At 66.5% G+C, this 16925-nt stretch carries 12 protein-coding genes; 10 read left to right on the top strand and 2 right to left on the bottom strand.

Translation table 11 applies throughout. The features are described 5' to 3' along the window. The 9 genes from HMPREF3097_RS09820 to HMPREF3097_RS00405 form a co-directional block, all read left to right on the top strand. The coding region (locus HMPREF3097_RS09820) for a DUF3180 domain-containing protein (RefSeq protein WP_246821137.1) at positions 1-316 on the top strand (316 nt) is incomplete at its 5' end. Positions 317-342: 26 nt separating this feature from the next. Continuing rightward, positions 343-1545: a DUF6779 domain-containing protein gene (locus HMPREF3097_RS00370; protein ID WP_070760025.1), complete on the top strand. Its 1203-nt coding sequence runs from the start codon at positions 343-345 to the stop codon at positions 1543-1545. Positions 1546-1592: 47 nt separating this feature from the next. Continuing rightward, positions 1593-2540 (top strand): DUF2520 domain-containing protein, encoded by a 948-nt coding sequence (locus HMPREF3097_RS00375; RefSeq protein WP_070760028.1) that lies wholly within the window; start codon positions 1593-1595, stop codon positions 2538-2540. A 5-nt stretch (positions 2541-2545) separates the two neighbouring features. After that, positions 2546-3538, top strand: a complete 993-nt coding sequence (gene panC / locus HMPREF3097_RS00380; RefSeq protein ID WP_070760029.1) for a pantoate--beta-alanine ligase — start codon at positions 2546-2548, stop codon at positions 3536-3538. Between the two features lie 18 nt (positions 3539-3556). Then, complete coding sequence (gene panD, locus HMPREF3097_RS00385) at positions 3557-3973, top strand: aspartate 1-decarboxylase (protein WP_070760030.1); 417 nt, start codon at positions 3557-3559, stop codon at positions 3971-3973. A 100-nt stretch (positions 3974-4073) separates the two neighbouring features. Beyond that, positions 4074-5621 (top strand): lysine--tRNA ligase, encoded by a 1548-nt coding sequence (lysS, locus tag HMPREF3097_RS00390; protein WP_070760032.1) that lies wholly within the window; start codon positions 4074-4076, stop codon positions 5619-5621. Between the two features lie 193 nt (positions 5622-5814). After that, complete coding sequence (locus HMPREF3097_RS00395) at positions 5815-7215, top strand: acyl-CoA dehydrogenase family protein (RefSeq protein ID WP_070760034.1); 1401 nt, start codon at positions 5815-5817, stop codon at positions 7213-7215. A gap of 64 nt (positions 7216-7279) precedes the next feature. Further along, positions 7280-8485, top strand: a complete 1206-nt coding sequence (locus HMPREF3097_RS00400; protein WP_070760036.1) for an acyl-CoA dehydrogenase family protein — start codon at positions 7280-7282, stop codon at positions 8483-8485. 238 nt (positions 8486-8723) lie between these two features. Then, a complete protein-coding gene (locus tag HMPREF3097_RS00405) occupies positions 8724-10331 on the top strand; it encodes an inorganic phosphate transporter (RefSeq protein WP_070760037.1) in 1608 nt (535 codons plus the stop codon). Positions 10332-10449: 118 nt separating this feature from the next. Here HMPREF3097_RS00405 and HMPREF3097_RS00410 read toward each other — a convergent pair whose 3' ends face one another. Beyond that, positions 10450-12225 (bottom strand): AMP-binding protein, encoded by a 1776-nt coding sequence (locus tag HMPREF3097_RS00410; RefSeq protein ID WP_070760040.1) that lies wholly within the window; start codon positions 12223-12225, stop codon positions 10450-10452. Between the two features lie 401 nt (positions 12226-12626). On the opposite strand from HMPREF3097_RS00410, the gene HMPREF3097_RS00415 reads away from it, so the two are divergent. Next, entirely contained in the window at positions 12627-15323 is a 2697-nt protein-coding gene (locus tag HMPREF3097_RS00415) for an ATP-dependent Clp protease ATP-binding subunit (RefSeq protein WP_070760041.1), read from the top strand. Positions 15324-15547: 224 nt separating this feature from the next. On the opposite strand, the gene HMPREF3097_RS00420 is transcribed toward HMPREF3097_RS00415, so the two are convergent. Continuing rightward, positions 15548-16921, bottom strand: coding sequence for a lipase family protein (locus HMPREF3097_RS00420; protein ID WP_070760043.1), 1374 nt, complete (start codon positions 16919-16921; stop codon positions 15548-15550). Positions 16922-16925 lie beyond the last annotated feature (4 nt).

Genomic DNA, 16925 nt, shown 5'->3' on the forward strand with positions numbered 1-16925 from the left:
GCAGGGCTTCATCATGCGCAAGAAGCTGCAGGATAACGCCATCGGCCTGGACCGCAGCCAGGTCAACCCCATGACGGTCGCGTTCAGTGGCGTGCTCGGCCAGGCCGTCGCGTGGATCGGCGCGATCTTTGCCGGAGCCTACGGCGGGATGGTCCTCTTCCTGGTCTTCAACGCCGGACACCTCGTCGTCGCGCAGGAGGACACCCCGGGCGCGATTGTCGGGATGCTCGGCGGGGCGCTGGCCGCGGTGGCGGGCAAATGGCTGGAACAGAACTGCCTCACACCACCGGAAGATGGCGGGGTGCCCGGTGAATAACAGCGTCAACAGGTAAGGTGACCAGCATGAGCAATCGGGAGAACTGGAGCCAGAACGCCGCTGCGGGCGGCGCCGAGCAGACGGACGGGCAGAACAGCGGGCCGCGCGTACTGATGGTGCTGCTCGTGGTGCTGGCGCTGATCGCCAGCATCCTGATGCTGTTCCTGGATTCCGACCTGTGGCTGAAGATCGCGGTCATCGCCGCGCTGTGGGCCGCGTTCCTGGGCATCGTGCTGGTCTCCAAGTACTCCAGCGCGCTGCGCGCCGAGCAGAAGCGCGTGAACACCCTGGAGCGTGCTCACCGTGCGGAGATGGAGCGCGAGGTCGCGGGCCACCAGCAGCGCGAGGCGGCGCTGAAGGAGAACTACACTCGCCAGCTGCGCAACCAGCGCGATGAGCACCTGGAGCAGCTACGTCACGAGCTGATCTCCCTGCGGGCGCAGCTCGCGGAGATGTCCGGCGAGGAGCTGGACGACGAGCAGACCGCCGTGCACGCCCGCGCCGAACGCATCATCGAGCTGAACCGGGGCGGAGCGCAGCCGACCGACCGCCGCTACCAGACCGGCACGTCCGGGCAAGCTGGGCAGAAGCAGCCGCAGGCTGAGCAGGCCAAGAAGAGCGCGGCGCGCAGCAGCCAGCCGGGTGCGTCCGCCCGCGCCGCCTCCTCCGCGGGTTCCCCGACGCTCGGCCACCACAGCGAGCCGAGCTCCGACCGCCGCGCCTCTGCCTTCTCCACCGGCAGCTTCGCCGCCGTGAAGTGGACCGGGGACAACACCGAGGAGACCACGCAGATCCCGATCGTCGTGGACTCCAGCTCCTCCAGCAGCGCGCAGTCCAGCACCCAGTCGGGTGCCTCCGGCGCGCAGGCTGCAGCCAACCGCGGATCCGAGGCCGCAGAGCCGAAGGCAGCGGGCCGTGGCCAGCACGAGCAGCGCGAGGCCGCGCAGGCTCCCCAGCAGGAGCGCGCAGCCCAGCCCGCCCCGCGCACCGAGCCGGCGTTCCGCGCCTACGAGCCGAGCCAGGCCGCTGCCGAGCAGGCCAGCGAATCGGCACAGAAGCAGGCTGCGCCGCAGGCTGAGCAGCAGCGCGAGCAGGCCGCCAAGCCAGCTGCCGATGAGAAGCGTGGCGCCCACGAGTACCGCGCCGGCCGTCGCCGCGCGGATGAGAACTCCGAGGGCCTGACGGTCGCAGAGCTCATGAAGCGCTTCCAGCAGAACGACAAGAAGTAGCTCGAACCGCGACCTAAAGATCTCGCACCGCGACCCAAAGATTCAGCATGATTGATCGCCAACCCCCACGCCTGAGCGTGGGGATTATTTCTGCCGGCGCCGTCGGGCTCGCCCTCGCCGAGGCTTTCACCCGGGCCGGGCACCACGTCCACGGCATCCACGCCCACTCCGAGCGCTCCCGGGCACGGGCAGCCCAGCGCGTCCCGGGCATCCCCATCGTTTCGCTGGCCGAGGCCGCGATGGCCCAGCTGGTGGTGCTCGCCGTTCCAGACCCGGTGTTGCCGGAGGTGGCCGCCGAGGTGGCCCACACCGTCCGCGACGGCCAGATGGTCATGCACACCTCCGGGCGTAACGGCTGCCAGGTGCTCCAGCCCATCACCGACGAGGGCGCGCTCCCGCTGGCCCTGCACCCCGCGATGGGCTTCGTCGGCACCCCGCAGGACACCGACAACCTGCTGGGCTGCGGCTGGGGTGTCACCACCGACTCCGAGGTCGGTCAGGCAGTCGGCGAACTGCTCGTCCAGTCCCTCGGCGGCGTGGCCGTCCACATCGCGGAGGACCGCCGCCCGGCTTATCACGCGGCCATGGCCCACGCCGCGAATCACCTGGTCACCCTCATCTCGGATGCCCACTCCATGCTCAACGCGGTGCTCGATAAGCCGAACGACCCGGCCGCCATCGAGGGGGAGGGGGAGTCGAGCGAGGCCCGGCTGCTGCTCAACTCCATCGTCCGAGCCGGAGCGGATGCCACCCTGCGCGAGCACCTGGGCGCCCTGACTGGCCCTGCCTCCCGCGACGACGCCCCCGCCGTCCTCGCGCACCTCGAGGCACTGCGCCAGCTCTCCGAGGAGTCCGCCGACCCGCACTCCCACAACCTCCACCTGCGCTACTTGCCGATGGCCGAGCGCACCGCCCAGGCAGCAGGCTCCCCGGAAGTCGAGCGGGTGCTCATGGCCTACCGCAGCGAACACGGTCTGCCGGGTGGACTAACCTAAGGCGCATGACCAAGAATCAGCCCAGCCCCCAGGCCGACCCGCAGGCAAGCCCCCAGCCCTTCCGCCGCGGCGAGGCCACTCTGATGACCACCATCGACGAGTTCAGCCAGGTCACCCGCGCCATGCGCAAGGCCGGCAAGCCGGTGTGCCTCGTGCCCACGATGGGCGCGCTCCACGAAGGCCACCTTTCCCTGGTCAAGGCAGCAAAGGCAATGCCGGGCGCCTTCGTCGCGGTCAGCATCTTCGTCAACCCGCTGCAGTTCGCGGAGGGCGAGGACCTGGACGCCTACCCCCGCACTCTCGACTCCGACGTCGAAAAGCTCAAGGCCGCGGGCGTGGACGCCGTCTTCGCACCCTCTGCCCGGGAGATGTACCCCAACGGCCCCCGCACCACGATCCACCCCGGCCCGGCCGGCGCGATCCTGGAGGGCGAGCACCGCCCGACCCACTTCGCGGGCATGCTCACGGTGGTCAACAAGCTCTTCCAGATCTCCCACTGCGACCACGCCTTCTTCGGTGAGAAGGACTACCAGCAGCTCGTCCTGGTCCAGCAGATGGTCAACGACCTCAACATGGAGCTGCGCGTCCACGGCGTTCCGATCGTCCGCGAGGGCGGCGGACTGGCGCTGTCCAGCCGCAACGTCTACCTCTCCGACGAGGAGCGCGAGCTCGCCCTCACCCTCTCCGCGGCACTGACGGCCGGTTCCTTCGTCGCCGAGGACGGCGCGGAAGCGGTGCTGTCCACCGCCCGTGCCATTCTCGACGACGCCGAGGGCGTCGAGGTGGACTATCTTGCTCTTCGTGGCACCGATCTCGGCGAGGCCCCGGAAACCGGGGACGCCCGGCTGCTGGTCGCCGCGCGCGTGGGCAGCACCCGGCTGATCGATAATGTTGGCGTGCCGATTGGTGTAGGGTTCAAGAACTTGGACCCCGAGCAGGGCGCAGGAGGCCCCGACGCTGCCGCCCCTGCCGCTCCCGATGCCGCACCCCAGAGCTAGAAAAGTTAGGTTCATCTCTTGTTCCGCACCATGCTGAAGTCAAAGATCCACCGCGCGACGGTCACCCAGGCCGACCTGCACTACGTGGGTTCCTGCACCATCGACGCAGACCTGATGGACGCCGCCGACATCCTCGAGGGCGAGCAGATCGACATCGTCGATATCGATAATGGCAACCGGCTGACCACGTATGCCATCACCGGCGAGCGGGGCAGCGGGGTCATCGGTATCAACGGCGCGGCCGCCCGCCTGATCAGCCCCGGCGACCTGGTGATCATCATCGGCTACGGCATCTTCGACAATGCCGAGCTGGCGGATTACCACCCGCGGGTGATCTTCGTCGATGAGAGCAATAAGCAGGTTGAGCTGGGAGAGGACCCAGCTCACGCCCCGGCCGGCAGCGGCCTGAAGGACCCGCGCCACCCGGAGGCTTAAGAACCCCGGACGCGCTCTCGGTGGCGTCCGGGCGATGCAGTAGTCTGGTGGGGTGACTACAAAGAATCCATCCACCAGCAATGATGAAATTCCCGAGCAGATGCGCGTGCGCCGCGAGAAGCGCGAGCGCATCCTTGACGAAGGCCGTCAGGCTTATCCAGTAGAAGTTCCCAGGACTCACACGCTGGCGGAGGTTCGTCAGCAGTGGGCGGTCAAGCCCAAGGAGGATGACCCGGAGGCAGCGGAGAAGCTCGCCGCCCTTCCGGAGGGGGCGACCCTCCTGGGCGTCGGTGAGGAAACGGACAGCGTCGTCGGCGTGGCTGGCCGCGTGATGTTCGTCCGCAACACCGGCAAGCTGGCCTTCGCCACCCTGCAGGACGGCGACGGCACCCAGCTACAGGTCATGCTCTCCCAGGCAGAGATCGGCGCGGAGTCGCTGGACCGCTGGAAGGCGGAGGTCGACCTGGGCGATATCGTCTTCGCCAAGGGGCGCGTGATCTCCTCCCGCCGCGGCGAGCTCTCCGTCATGGCCCAGGAGTGGATCATGGCTGCCAAGGCGCTGCGCCCGCTGCCGGTCGCGCACAAGGAGATGAGCGAGGACGCCCGAGTGCGTCACCGCTACACTGACCTGATCATGCGTGAGGAAGCCCGCAAGAACGCCATGACCCGCATCAAGGTGATGCGCGCCCTGCGTCACGCCCTGGAGCGCCGCGGGTTCAACGAGCTCGAGACCCCGATGCTGCAGACCCTGCACGGCGGTGCCGCGGCTCGCCCGTTCGTGACCCACTCGAATGCGCTTGATATCGACCTCTACCTGCGCATCGCGCCGGAGCTGTACCTCAAGCGCGCCGTCGTCGGCGGTCTGGACCGCGTCTTCGAGATCAACCGCAACTTCCGCAACGAGGGCATCGACCGCTCCCACAGCCCGGAGTTCGCGATGCTGGAGACCTACCAGGCATACGGGGACTACAACACCGCGGCGACGATGACCCGCGAGGTCATCCAGGAGGTCGCCGAGGAGGTCTTCGGCACCACCAAGCTGACCATGCACGACGGCACCGAGTACGACCTCGGCGGCGAGTGGCCGGTCATCGAGGTCTACCCGTCCCTGAATAAGGCGCTGGCCGAGAAGTTCCCGGACCAGCCGGAGGTTACCGTCGACTCCACCGTCGAGGAGCTCAAGGCGCTGGCGAAGGTCATCGGCCTCGAGGTCCCCAAGGACGGCGGCTGGGGCCACGGCAAGCTCGTCGAGGAGATCTGGGAGTTCCTGTGCGAGGACCAGCTGTGGGGCCCGGTCTTCGTCTACAACTACCCGGTCGAGACCTCCCCGCTGGTCCGCCAGCACCGCACCGAGCGCGGCGTGACCGAGAAGTGGGACCTCTACCTGCGCGGCTTCGAGCTGGCCACCGGCTACTCCGAGCTCGTTGACCCGGTCATTCAGCGCGAGCGCTTCGAGGACCAGGCTCGCCTAGCCGCAGGCGGTGACGAGGAGGCCATGGTTCTCGATGAGGACTTCCTGCAGGCAATGGAGCAGGGCATGCCGCCAACCGCTGGTACCGGCATGGGTCTGGACCGCCTGCTGATGGCCTTCACGGGCCTCGGCATCCGCGAGACCGTGCTCTTCCCGTTGGTGAAGCCAGAGAAGTAATCTTCCTCTCGGTTGCATAAAGCCACACACCGCCCATGGTGTGTGGCTTTCTTTATGGCATTCCGCGGAAATTGTGATCTGCGCCATGTTGCCAAGTTATGATTAATAAGATCATTATCCGCACATGGTGATGCTCGGCGGATCGCAACGAGCGATGCGTAGGGCACCTCTACTGAAAGGTGGCTACCAGACAATGAGCGACTCCAAGAAGCTCAACGACTCCACCCCGGGGCTGAACAACGTCAAGCGTGACGCCATTGGTGTCGTTATGCGGGCGCTGTCTCGTTTCACTGGTTCCGACTTCGCAGAAAAGTACAACCTCAACAAGGCCGTCGACCGCGCTGCCTACGAGACCGCCAAGGGCGGCATCCGTACCGCCGGCGCGATGAACCGCCAGTTCAAGCGCATCAAGGGCTCCGGCGACCCGGTCCGCCTCCCGAAGCAGAACGAGGGCGACGTCCAGCAGTTCGAGCCGGGCAAGGCGCCGTTCGACCTGAACCCGACCGAGGATCAGCAGATGATCCTCGACGCGGTGCGCGAGTTCGCCATCGAGCGCCTGCGTCCGGCTGCTGCGGAGGCCAACGACGAGTCCAAGCCGACCGAGGGGCTGCTCGACACCGCCGCTGAGCTCGGCATCGCTCTCGTGAACCTCCCGGAGGAGTTTGAGGGCATCGCCAGCGCATCCGGCGCCAGCACCAACGCCCTCATCGCCGAGGCTCTCGGCTTCGGCGACATGGGCCTGGCCGTCTCCATCCTCGCCCCGGCAGGCGTGGCCAACACCATCACCAACTACGGCGACGACGCCCAGCAGAAGACTTACCTGCCGTCCTTCTCCGGCGAGTCCGTCCCACCGGCAGCCGTCGTGGTCTCCGAGGCCCGCCCGATGTTCGACGCCTTCGAGCTGCAGACCACCGCGAAGCTGGAGGGCGACGAGGTCGTCCTCAACGGTGTGAAGACCATGGTCCCGAACGCCGCAGAGTGCGAGCTCTTCGTCATCGCTGTCGAGCTGGACGGTGTGAACACCTTCGTCATCGTCGAGTCCGGCGCCGAGGGCCTCGAGGTCGAGTCCGACCCGTCCATGGGCCTGCGCGCCGCAGCCCTGGGCCGCGTGATCCTCAAGGACGTCCGCGTCCCGGCCGCCAACCTCCTGGGTGGCGCGAACCTCTCCGACACCGACCGCACCGAGCAGTACGCGGAGATTATCCGCCGCTCCCGCCTGGGTTGGGCCGCACTGGCCTCCGGTACCGGCGAGGCCATCCTCGAGTACACCAAGAAGTACGTCAACGAGCGTGAGGCCTTCGGCGAGCCGATCTCCCACCGCCAGGCAGTGGCCTTCATGGTCGCCAACCTCCGCATCGAGCTCGACGGCCTGCGCCTGATCATGCTGCGCGGCGCATCCCGCCTCGACCAGGGCCTGTCCTACCACCGCGAAGCCGGCCTTGCCCGCCGCTACGCCTCCGACAAGGGCATGGTCATGGGCCTGGACGGCGTCCAGCTGCTGGGTGGCCACGGCTACACCAAGGAGCACCCGGTTGAGCGCTGGTACCGCGACATGCGCGCAATCGGCGTTGCCGAGGGCGTCGTCGTCATCTAACCCGCCATAACAACGACATTGGCATCTACGCACAACACAGTCCCGAGAGCAGAGGAAAAAGATCATGCTTAATCTGGAACTTCCCAAGCGTCTGAAGGCGGGCGCCAACCAGGCACACCAGGCGGCCGCACAGATTTTCCGCCCCATCTCCCGCAAGTACGACCTCAAGGAGCACGGGCGCCCGGTCGAGCTCGACACCATGGCAGCCCTCGTCGAGGGCGCCGCTGACGGCGGCGTGGCCATGGCCGGCGCCACCAGCAGCCGCGGCGACAAGAAGCAAGACACCGGCGTGAAGAACGGTGGCAACATGGCCGCCGCCCTGAACGTCATGGAGACCTGCTGGGGCGACGTCGGCCTGACCCTGTCCATCCCGTACCAGGGCCTGGGCAACGCTGCCGTCGCCGCCGTCGCTACCGACGAGCAGCTCGAGCGTTTCGGCAAGATCTGGGCCGCCATGGCCATCACCGAGCCGCAGTTCGGCTCCGACTCCGCGGCCGTCGCCGCGACCGCGAAGCTGGACGGCGACGAGTACGTCCTGAACGGCGAGAAGATCTTCGTCACCGCCGGTGAGCGTTGCACCCACGTGGTCGTCTGGGCCTCCGTGGACAAGTCCGCAGGCCGCGCAGCCATCAAGTCCTTCGTCGTTCCGCGCGACACCCCGGGCTTCGAGCTGGTCCGCCTCGAGCACAAGCTGGGCATCCGCTCCTCCGATACCGCGCACTTCATCCTCGACAACGTGCGCATCCCGAAGGACAACCTCCTTGGCTCCCCCGAGGTGGATACCAAGAAGGGCTTCGGTGGCGTGATGGCCACCTTCGACAACACCCGCCCGCTGGTCGCAGCGATGGCCGTCGGTGTTGCACGCGCCTCCCTGGAGCGCCTGCGCGAGGTCCTCACCGACGCTGGCGTGAAGATCGACTACGACGCACCGGCCTGGAACCAGTCCGCCGCCGCGTCCGAGTACATCCGCCTCGAGTCCGACTGGGAGGCTGCCTACCTGCTGACCATGCGCGCAGCATGGATGGCAGATAACAAGAACCCGAACTCCAAGGAGGCCTCCATCTGTAAGGCGAAGGCCGGCCGCATGGCGACCGACCTGACCCTGCGCGCCGTGGAGCTCGCCGGTGCCTACGGCTACTCCGAGCGCGACCTGCTGGAGAAGTGGTCCCGCGACTCCAAGATCCTCGACATCTTCGAGGGCACCCAGCAGATTCAGCAGCTCATCGTCGCCCGCCGCGAGCTGGGCCTGAGCTCCGCTGAGCTGAAGTAAGCGGAACTTCAGCTTTCCGCGACTCCTGAATAACCCCGTTCCCGGCGAGAATAACCGCTGGTAGCGGGGTTATTTCTGTGCCGGGGCTGGTGCCAACCCCCCGGCGGAAAATATGGGCTTTAGAAAAGTCCCGGAGCAAGGCAAAATGTGTACTGCCTGGGATCTCTCTGACAACGCTGGGAGCCCCCTGATATGTCTCATTCGCAACTGTTTGATTTACGAGTTAGGTCAGCACTGAATGTCTCAACCGGAGACCAAAGCCCCCATTAACGGGAGCGCAGCAGGACAAGAAAACGACTTCTGGTGGCACACCATCTTCGGCGGGTTGCTGCTCCTCGCGGTTCTCGCACTGACCTGGTGGTCCGTGGATCTCATGCCGGAGTCCGCGAACATCGGGATCCTGATCGTCACGATCATCTTCGGCATGTTCATGGCGTTCAACATCGGCGGTAACGACGTCGCGAACTCCTTCGGCACCTCGGTCGGTGCGAAGACACTGACCATCAAGCAGGCGCTGCTCATCGCCGCCATCTTCGAGGTCGGTGGTGCGCTGATCGCCGGCGGTGACGTCACGGATACCGTCCGCTCCGGCATCGTCGACCTGGACGGCGTGAACCTCGACCCGCAGCACTTCGCTTACATCATGATGGCCGCCCTCCTCGGCGCGGCACTATGGCTGCTGATCGCGACCCGCAAGGGCTGGCCGGTCTCCACCACCCACTCGATCATCGGCGGCATCGTCGGCGCCGCGGTGGCCCAGGGCGTTGCCACGGGCACCGGCGGCCTGGAGATGGTCCAGTGGGGCAAGATCGGCGAGATCGCGATGAGCTGGGTGCTTTCCCCAGTGCTGGGTGGCGTGGTCGCCCTTCTCCTGTACTCCTTCATCAAGCGCCACGTGCTGCGCTACAACGATGAGGTCGAGCACAAGATGCGCGAGATGCAGGAGCGCCGCAGTGAGCACAGGAAGCGCCACAAGGACCTCTTCTCCCGCCTCAATGAGGTGCAGCGCGCGGCTTATACCCAGACCATCGCCCGCGACGCCTCCGTCTACATCACCGGGCGCGCCGAGCCGCAGAACCTGGAATCCGACTACTACCGCGAGCTCGTCGTCATCGAGAAGGACGAGCGGGAGATCGAGGCTCACCGCGCCCTGGAGACCTGGGGCCCGTCGCTGGCTGCCCTTGGCGCAATGATCATCACCGGCATGCTCCTGCTGAAGAGCCTGAGCAACATCCTGCCGAACATGACCAGCGCCATGGTCTTCGGGATCGTCGCGATCGTGGGTATCGCGGTGTTCCTCACCCTGCGTTCCTTCACCACCGGGCTGCGCCGCTACACCGTGGACCGTGCAACCTTCGTGATGTTCAGCTGGATGCAGGTCTTCACCGCCTCCGCCTTCGCCTTCTCTCATGGTTCCAATGACATCGCGAATGCGGTGGGTCCCTTTGCTGCGATCTTCGACGTGCTGAAGACCGACTCCATCAACGCGACCGCTCCGGTGCCGATGGCGCTGATGCTTGCCGCCGGTGTGGCTCTGATCTCCGGTCTGTGGTTCATCGGCCGCAAGGTGATCGAGACGGTTGGCACGGGGCTGACCCACATCCACCCCGCCTCCGGTTTTGCTGCTGAGCTCGCCGCCGCGGGTGTGGTGATGGCGGCGTCCATCTCCGGCCTGCCGGTGTCCTCCACGCACATCCTGATCGGTGCGGTGCTGGGCGTGGGCATCGTCAACCGTGCCGCGAACTGGCGTCTGATGAAGCCGATCGCCCTGGCGTGGGTCATCACGATTCCGGCTGCCGCGCTGATCGGTGCGGTGGGCGTCCTGCTGATCGGCTGGATCTTCTAAGAGCCGAGAAGTCTAAGCACACAACAGCGCCCCGGGTGGAGAAACACCCGGGGCGCTGTGCTGTGCTGGTGGCCGAGGTGCGGCCGGGGCGCGCCTGAGAGGCCCTCAGCCCGCCGGCTTAAGCAGCGGCTGCGGACTTTGGCCGTGGCAGCTCGCGGCGCACGACCTTGCCCACCGCGTTGCGGGGCAGGGAGTCCACGTACACGAAGTGGCGCGGCACGGAGAAGCGGGCCAGCTGCTTGGAGACTGTCGCTTTGATCTCCTCCTGCAGCTTCTGCTTATCGGCCGCGCTCAGCTCCTCCTTCGTGACGATCCACGCGCACAGCGCCTGGCCGAACTCGTCGTCCGGAACGCCCTGGACGCAGACCTCGAGGATCTCCGGCAGGGTGCCGATGATGTGCTCGGTATCGGTGGGGTAGACGTTCTCTCCACCGGAGACGACCATGTCATCCGAGCGGCCGGAGACGAACAGCAGGCCGTCCTCCCAGTACCCCAGGTCGCCGGTGGCGATCATTCCCTCGTGGGTCTCCTTGTCCTTGCCCGGGCGGGTGTAGCCCTCGAACATCATGTTGTTGGCGACGAAGATGCGGCCGACCTCGCCGTCCGGGCACTCGCGGAAGTCCTCGTCCAGGACCTTGACCACCGTGGCCATCGGCGGCTTGCCCGCGGTGTTCGGGTGGCGCTGCAGGTCGTCTGGGTTGGCGATCGTGGCCCAGCTGACCTCGGTGGAGCCGTAGAGGTTGTAGAGCGCGGGCCCGAACTTCTTGAAGGTCTTCTCCACGATCTGTGGCGGGATCGGCTCGCCGGAGGCGGCGATGACCTTGGTGCCCGGGTCCATGCCCTCTGGCACGGCCTCCAGCAGGCGACGCAGCATCGTCGGCACGATGGCGATCGCATAGGGGCGGTTGGCCTCGATGAGCTGCACCGCATCCTCCGGGCGGAACTTGCGCTGCATCACCATCGTCGAGCGCAGCGCGAGCGCCAGCTGGATATTCGCAAAACCCCAGGTGTGGAACATCGGGGCTGCCAGGTAGAACGGGCGGCGTGCCTTCAGCGGGATCCGACTCATGATCGAGGACGCCGGCAGGTAGCTTGGCGGCTCTGGGCGGCGGGTGCCGCGCGGGGTGCCGGTGGTTCCGGAGGTCAGGATGATGGTGCGGCCGCGGCGGGGTCGGGACGGGATGGTCTGCTCGGCCGGGGTGGTGCGCAGCACCAGGCTCAGCGACGGCCAGTCCTCGCTGCGGGTCGCGTGGTCCTCCATCTCCAGGGCGTCGCGGATATTCGAGTCCGCGGGCAGTGCCTCCTCAGCCTCGCGGGTGAGCCCGATGGTGTCGCCAAACTCGTGGGCGACGATGACGGGGCAGTCGTCGAAACCCTTCGGCAGCAGCGGGATGAACTCCTCGTCGATGAACAGGACGTCCAGCTTGTTCTCGCGAGCGACCGCGCGGGTCTGTTCGGCCGAAGCCCCGGTGTTGAACAGGACCAGGTCGGTGCCCAGGCGGCCGTGGGCGCACAGCGCCATGATGAAGCCGCGGTGGTTGCGGGTCAGCACGCCGATGCGGTCGCGCTCCCGGATGCCGATGCGGAACAGTGCCTTCGCGAGCTGGTTCACCTGGTTGTGCAGCTCCTGGTAGGTCATGGAGCCGCGGTCGTCGATGATCGCGGTGTGGAACGGGTCGCGGGCGGCGCCAATGGCCAGCAGGGAGGCGGGCTGGAACTCCCACTGGTACATGGAACCCAGAGCCTTCGCGGCGGCGACGGGCGTCATCGAGCCCAGCACGCCGGAACGCATCAGGGGGAGAGTGCCGAGCGCGAGCGTGCCCGCCGAACCGAGTGTGTGGCTGAGCTTTTCCTTGATGCCTGCCGGGCCTGCGGGTGAGAACGTGTCGGTCATTGCGATTACCCCTGTCGAATCGGATGTGTCTGCACGGGCGTTCCCCCGCGCCTGGTTCTGCAGCGATAGGTGGGTAGCTTTGCCAACCTAATAGCTATGTTGGTCACCCTATCTAAGTGATGTGGATCACGTTTAGCTTTGCTGATATCGGCGCCGATGAGGCTTCGCTGAGTGATGGAAGCGGCTAGTTTTGGCGGGTGTTCGCTAGGGGCGTACAGGCTGAAAACTGAGGATTATTGGCGTCGGAAAAGCAGCGTGAACTGGTCTTTTATTGGGCGAGGGGTGCATGTGGCAGCTGGAATAGTCTTCGGGGCTCCCGGTGTTGTGCGAAATGCGATTTAAGGAAGGCGCTTGCCCGGTTATGGTGGGGCATCAAAGCGCACGAGCGAAAAGGGAGATAAATGTTCGAAAGGTTTACCGACCGGGCACGACGCGTTGTCGTCTTGGCACAAGAGGAAGCGCGAGCGCTGAATCACAATTACATCGGTACCGAGCACATCCTCCTGGGGCTGATCCAAGAGGGTGAAGGGGTGGCCGCCAAGGCGCTCGAGTCCATGGGGATTTCCCTCGACGCGGTGCGTACCGAGGTCAAGGAGATCATCGGCTCCGGCGGCAACCCGCCGAGCGGTTATATCCCGTTTACTCCGCGCGCCAAGAAGGTGCTGGAGCTGGCCCTGCGCGAGGCACTGCAGCTCGGCCACAAGTACATCGGCACCGAGCACATTTTGCTCGGCCTCATCCGTGAGGGCGAGGGCGTAGCCGCCCAGGTGCTGGTGAAGCTGGGTGCTGACCTGTCCCGCGTTCGCCAGCAGGTTATCCAGCTGCTCTCCGGCTACGAGGGCGGTGGCGAGCACGAGGAGGCCCCGGACCAGCCGGCTGTCGCCGGTGTCGCCCCGTCCGGCCAGGGCGGAGCCAAGGCGGGCCAGAAGTCCAACTCCCTGGTCCTGGATCAGTTTGGCCGCAACCTCACCCAGGCTGCCAAGGACGGCAAGCTGGACCCCGTCGTCGGCCGCGCCGGCGAGATCGAGCGCATCATGCAGGTGCTCTCCCGCCGCACCAAGAACAACCCGGTGCTCATCGGTGAGCCGGGTGTGGGTAAGACTGCCGTCGTCGAGGGGCTGGCCCTGGACATCGTCAACGGCAAGGTCCCGGAGACCCTGCGCGATAAGCAGGTCTACTCCCTGGACCTGGGCTCTCTGGTCGCGGGCTCCCGCTACCGCGGTGACTTTGAGGAGCGCCTGAAGAAGGTGCTCAAGGAGATCAACCAGCGCGGCGACATCATCCTGTTCATCGACGAGATCCACACCCTCGTCGGTGCCGGTGCCGCAGAGGGCGCGATCGACGCCGCCTCCATCCTGAAGCCGAAGCTGGCCCGCGGCGAGCTGCAGACCATCGGTGCCACCACCCTGGAGGAGTACCGCAAGCACATCGAGAAGGACGCCGCCCTGGAGCGCCGCTTCCAGCCGGTGCAGGTGCCGGAGCCATCCGTCGCGGACACCATCGAGATCCTGAAGGGTCTGCGCGACCGCTACGAAGCCCACCACCGCGTGTCCATCACCGACGGCGCCCTGCGTTCCGCAGCCACCCTGGCCGACCGCTACATCAACGACCGCTTCCTGCCGGATAAGGCTGTTGACCTGCTCGACGAGGCAGGCGCGCGCATGCGCATCAAGCGCCTCACCGCGCCGAAGTCCGTCCAGGAAGTCGACGACAAGATCGCTGAGGTCCGCCGCAAGAAGGAGGCCGCGATCGATGAGCAGGACTTCGAGAAGGCAGCGGCGCTGCGCGACGACGAGCGCACCCTGACCGAGGAGCGCGCCGAGAAGGAAAAGGCCTGGCGCGCCGGCGAGCTCGATGAGGTCGCCGAGGTCGACGAGGAGCAGATCGCAGAGGTGTTGGCCAACTGGACCGGCATCCCGGTGTTCAAGCTGACGGAGGAGGAATCCTCCCGACTGCTGGACATGGAAGGCGAGCTGCACAAGCGCATCATCGGCCAGGACGATGCCGTCAAGGCCGTCTCCCGCGCGATCCGCCGCACCCGTGCCGGCCTGAAGGACCCGAACCGCCCGTCCGGCTCCTTCATCTTCGCCGGTCCGTCCGGTGTGGGTAAGACGGAGCTGTCCAAGGCACTCGCCGAGTTCCTCTTCGGCGACGACGATGCCCTGATTCAGGTGGACATGGGTGAGTTCCACGACAAGTTCACCGCCTCCCGCCTCTTCGGTGCCCCTCCGGGATACGTCGGCTACGACGAGGGCGGCCAGCTGACCGAGAAGGTCCGCCGCAAGCCGTTCTCCGTCGTCCTCTTCGACGAGATCGAGAAGGCCGATAAGGACATCTACAACACGCTGCTCCAGGTGCTGGAGGAAGGTCGCCTGACCGATGGCCAGGGCCGCATCGTGGACTTCAAGAACACGGTGCTGATCTTCACCTCGAACCTGGGTACCAGGGATATCTCCAAGGCCGTGGGCATGGGCTTCTCCAACGCCGGCGAGCAGGACGAGGCCGCGCAGTACGAGCGGATGAAGTCCAAGGTGGATGACGAGCTGAAGAAGCACTTCCGCCCGGAGTTCCTGAACCGTATCGACGACATCGTGGTCTTCCACCAGCTCACCCGCGAGCAGATCGTCCAGATGGTGGACCTGCTCATGGGCCGCGTCCGCCGCGCCCTGGAGGACAAGGACATGGGCATCGAGGTCAGCGAGAAGGCCAAGAACCTCCTCGCCAAGCGTGGCTTCGACCCGGTCCTGGGTGCTCGTCCGCTGCGTCGCACGATCCAGCGCGAGATCGAGGACGAGCTCTCCGAGAAGATCCTCTTCGGCGAGTTCGGTGCAGGCGAGATCGTCACCGTGGACGTGGAGAACTGGGACGGCGAGTCCGCCGGCAAGGACGCGAAGTTCGTCTTCGGCTCCAAGCCGAAGCCGCTGCCGGAGTTCGACGCCGCTGACTTCGAGGTCGACGGTGGCGAGGCGCATCAGAGCCCGGCCGATGAGGCCAAGGCCTCGGTCGCCTCCGCGGCAGCCGGCGACGTGCCCGAGGAGGGCGCTACCGGCGAGGATGCTGGCGAAAGCACCGGCTCCGAGGAACAGTCCGAGGACTAAGCCCCTCCCCGGGACGGCATAGCCGGAAAACCGGCCAAAGTTAACGAGCCGCGGCACACCCAGTAACGGGTGGCCGCGGCTCTTGCTATGCGTGGGGACATACGCCGACGCAGTGCCTGAGCAGCGTAGAGGCAACGCCGATACAGTGCCGGGGCGGGCAGCGGCAGCGTCGAGACAGTCCCGAGGTGGTGCGGGGTCGGGCTGAGCGACCCAGCAGGTTGCTTCTAGCGCGGGATCTGGTCTGCGGTGGACAGCTCATAAGGCTGGCCATTAATGACCTTCTCCAGCCACAGCACCGCGGGGGAGAGGTTCGCCATCATCGGGATCACGTGATCCACCAGCGGCGCCACGCTCGGCACGTCTTGCTCCCGGTAGTACACCTTCGCCCCCTTGCCCAGCCAGCTGCGGGCCAGGTCGCGGGCCTGGGAGGCCGGGATCGTGTCGTCGTTCTTGCCCTGCCCGATGTACACCGGGACGGACGGGGATAGCGTGCCGATCAGCTGCTTCTGCACCGCGCTGGCGATCGGCTCCTCCTGCATCAGCTGCGTCAGGGAGGAACCATCCTTGGTGAGGGTGCGGGTGTCCTTATATGCGTGGCGGAGCAGGGACTCCGGCACACACTCGTCCTTCGTCTGCTCCAGCAGCTTCCGACCCTTGTCGTTGAGCTTCGAGTAGATCGGCTCGCGCAGCTCCGGATCGGAGTACAGCAGGCCGTTGATGGCATAGCCGAGGGCCGCGGCCAGGGCGCCGTTATCGATGGCACCGGCCACCACGCCCAGGTTCGCGGGGATGCCGCCCGCGTAGCCCGCGACGAGGTTCAGCTCCGGGGCGTAGGAATCCGCCAGCTCCAGGGCAGAAGCACTTGCCCCACCGCCCTGGGAGTAGCCCCAGGTTGCCACCGGGGTCTTGTCGCTGACCCCACGGATGCCCATGTTTTTCGCGGCGCGGCCGATATCCAGCGTCGCGTTCCCCTGGGCCACGCGGTTCATGTAGGTGTGCTGCGCGCGGGTCCCCAGGCCCGGCAGGTCGGTCAGCGCGACATCCCAGCCGCGCATCAGTGCCTGCAGGGCGGGCAGCGCCTCGTACTCCAGCCCCCACGGCGCGAGCTTGCCCGGCGCACAGGCGTTGGAGGAGCCCTGGGTGCCGGGGGCGATCAGCATCAGCGGGCGCGGCCCCTTACCCCGCCATGGCTTCGAGGACTCGTAGATGGTGCCGGTGACCGGGATGGTCTTGCCATTCGAGTCGGTGGACACGTAGGCCACCCGGGTGGCCTTGCTGTTCGTCAGGTCTACGAACGGCAGCCCCAGCGCGAGCTTGCTTGGGCCGGTCTTCAGCACCTGGCCGGGCTTGCCCTCCACGTACTCCGGCAGGGAGCTGTAGAAGTTATCCGGATCGTAGTTCGGCATGGAGCTGCCGAGCGCGGCCCCGGAACCCATCTCCGACGAGCCCCGCCACGCGCCCTCGACGGAGCCATAAAGCGGGGACGCCGCCGCGCCGGCCACAGAAAGTGGCAGCGCGACGGCGGTGATGGCAGCGGCGGCGGTGAGGCTCGCCGCGCGGCTGGTGCGTCGGGAGTTGTCCGAGCGAAGGCTGAACATGCGT

It is taken from the genome of Corynebacterium sp. HMSC27B11 (assembly GCF_001815985.1).
Taxonomy (GTDB): Bacteria; Actinomycetota; Actinomycetes; order Mycobacteriales; family Mycobacteriaceae; genus Corynebacterium.

Excerpts from the sequence above, each read along its gene's own strand:
- HMPREF3097_RS00370 (WP_070760025.1), top strand. The coding sequence starts at position 343 with ATGAGCAATCGGGAGAACTGGAGCCAGAACGCCGCTGCGGGCGGCGCC.
- HMPREF3097_RS00375 (WP_070760028.1), top strand. The coding sequence starts at position 1,593 with ATGATTGATCGCCAACCCCCACGCCTGAGCGTGGGGATTATTTCTGCC.
- panC (WP_070760029.1), top strand. The coding sequence starts at position 2,546 with ATGACCAAGAATCAGCCCAGCCCCCAGGCCGACCCGCAGGCAAGCCCC.
- lysS (WP_070760032.1), top strand. The coding sequence starts at position 4,074 with ATGCGCGTGCGCCGCGAGAAGCGCGAGCGCATCCTTGACGAAGGCCGT.
- HMPREF3097_RS00395 (WP_070760034.1), top strand. The coding sequence starts at position 5,815 with ATGAGCGACTCCAAGAAGCTCAACGACTCCACCCCGGGGCTGAACAAC.
- HMPREF3097_RS00400 (WP_070760036.1), top strand. The coding sequence starts at position 7,280 with ATGCTTAATCTGGAACTTCCCAAGCGTCTGAAGGCGGGCGCCAACCAG.
- HMPREF3097_RS00405 (WP_070760037.1), top strand. The coding sequence starts at position 8,724 with ATGTCTCAACCGGAGACCAAAGCCCCCATTAACGGGAGCGCAGCAGGA.
- HMPREF3097_RS00410 (WP_070760040.1), bottom strand. The coding sequence starts at position 12,225 with ATGACCGACACGTTCTCACCCGCAGGCCCGGCAGGCATCAAGGAAAAG.
- HMPREF3097_RS00415 (WP_070760041.1), top strand. The coding sequence starts at position 12,627 with ATGTTCGAAAGGTTTACCGACCGGGCACGACGCGTTGTCGTCTTGGCA.
- HMPREF3097_RS00420 (WP_070760043.1), bottom strand. The coding sequence starts at position 16,921 with ATGTTCAGCCTTCGCTCGGACAACTCCCGACGCACCAGCCGCGCGGCG.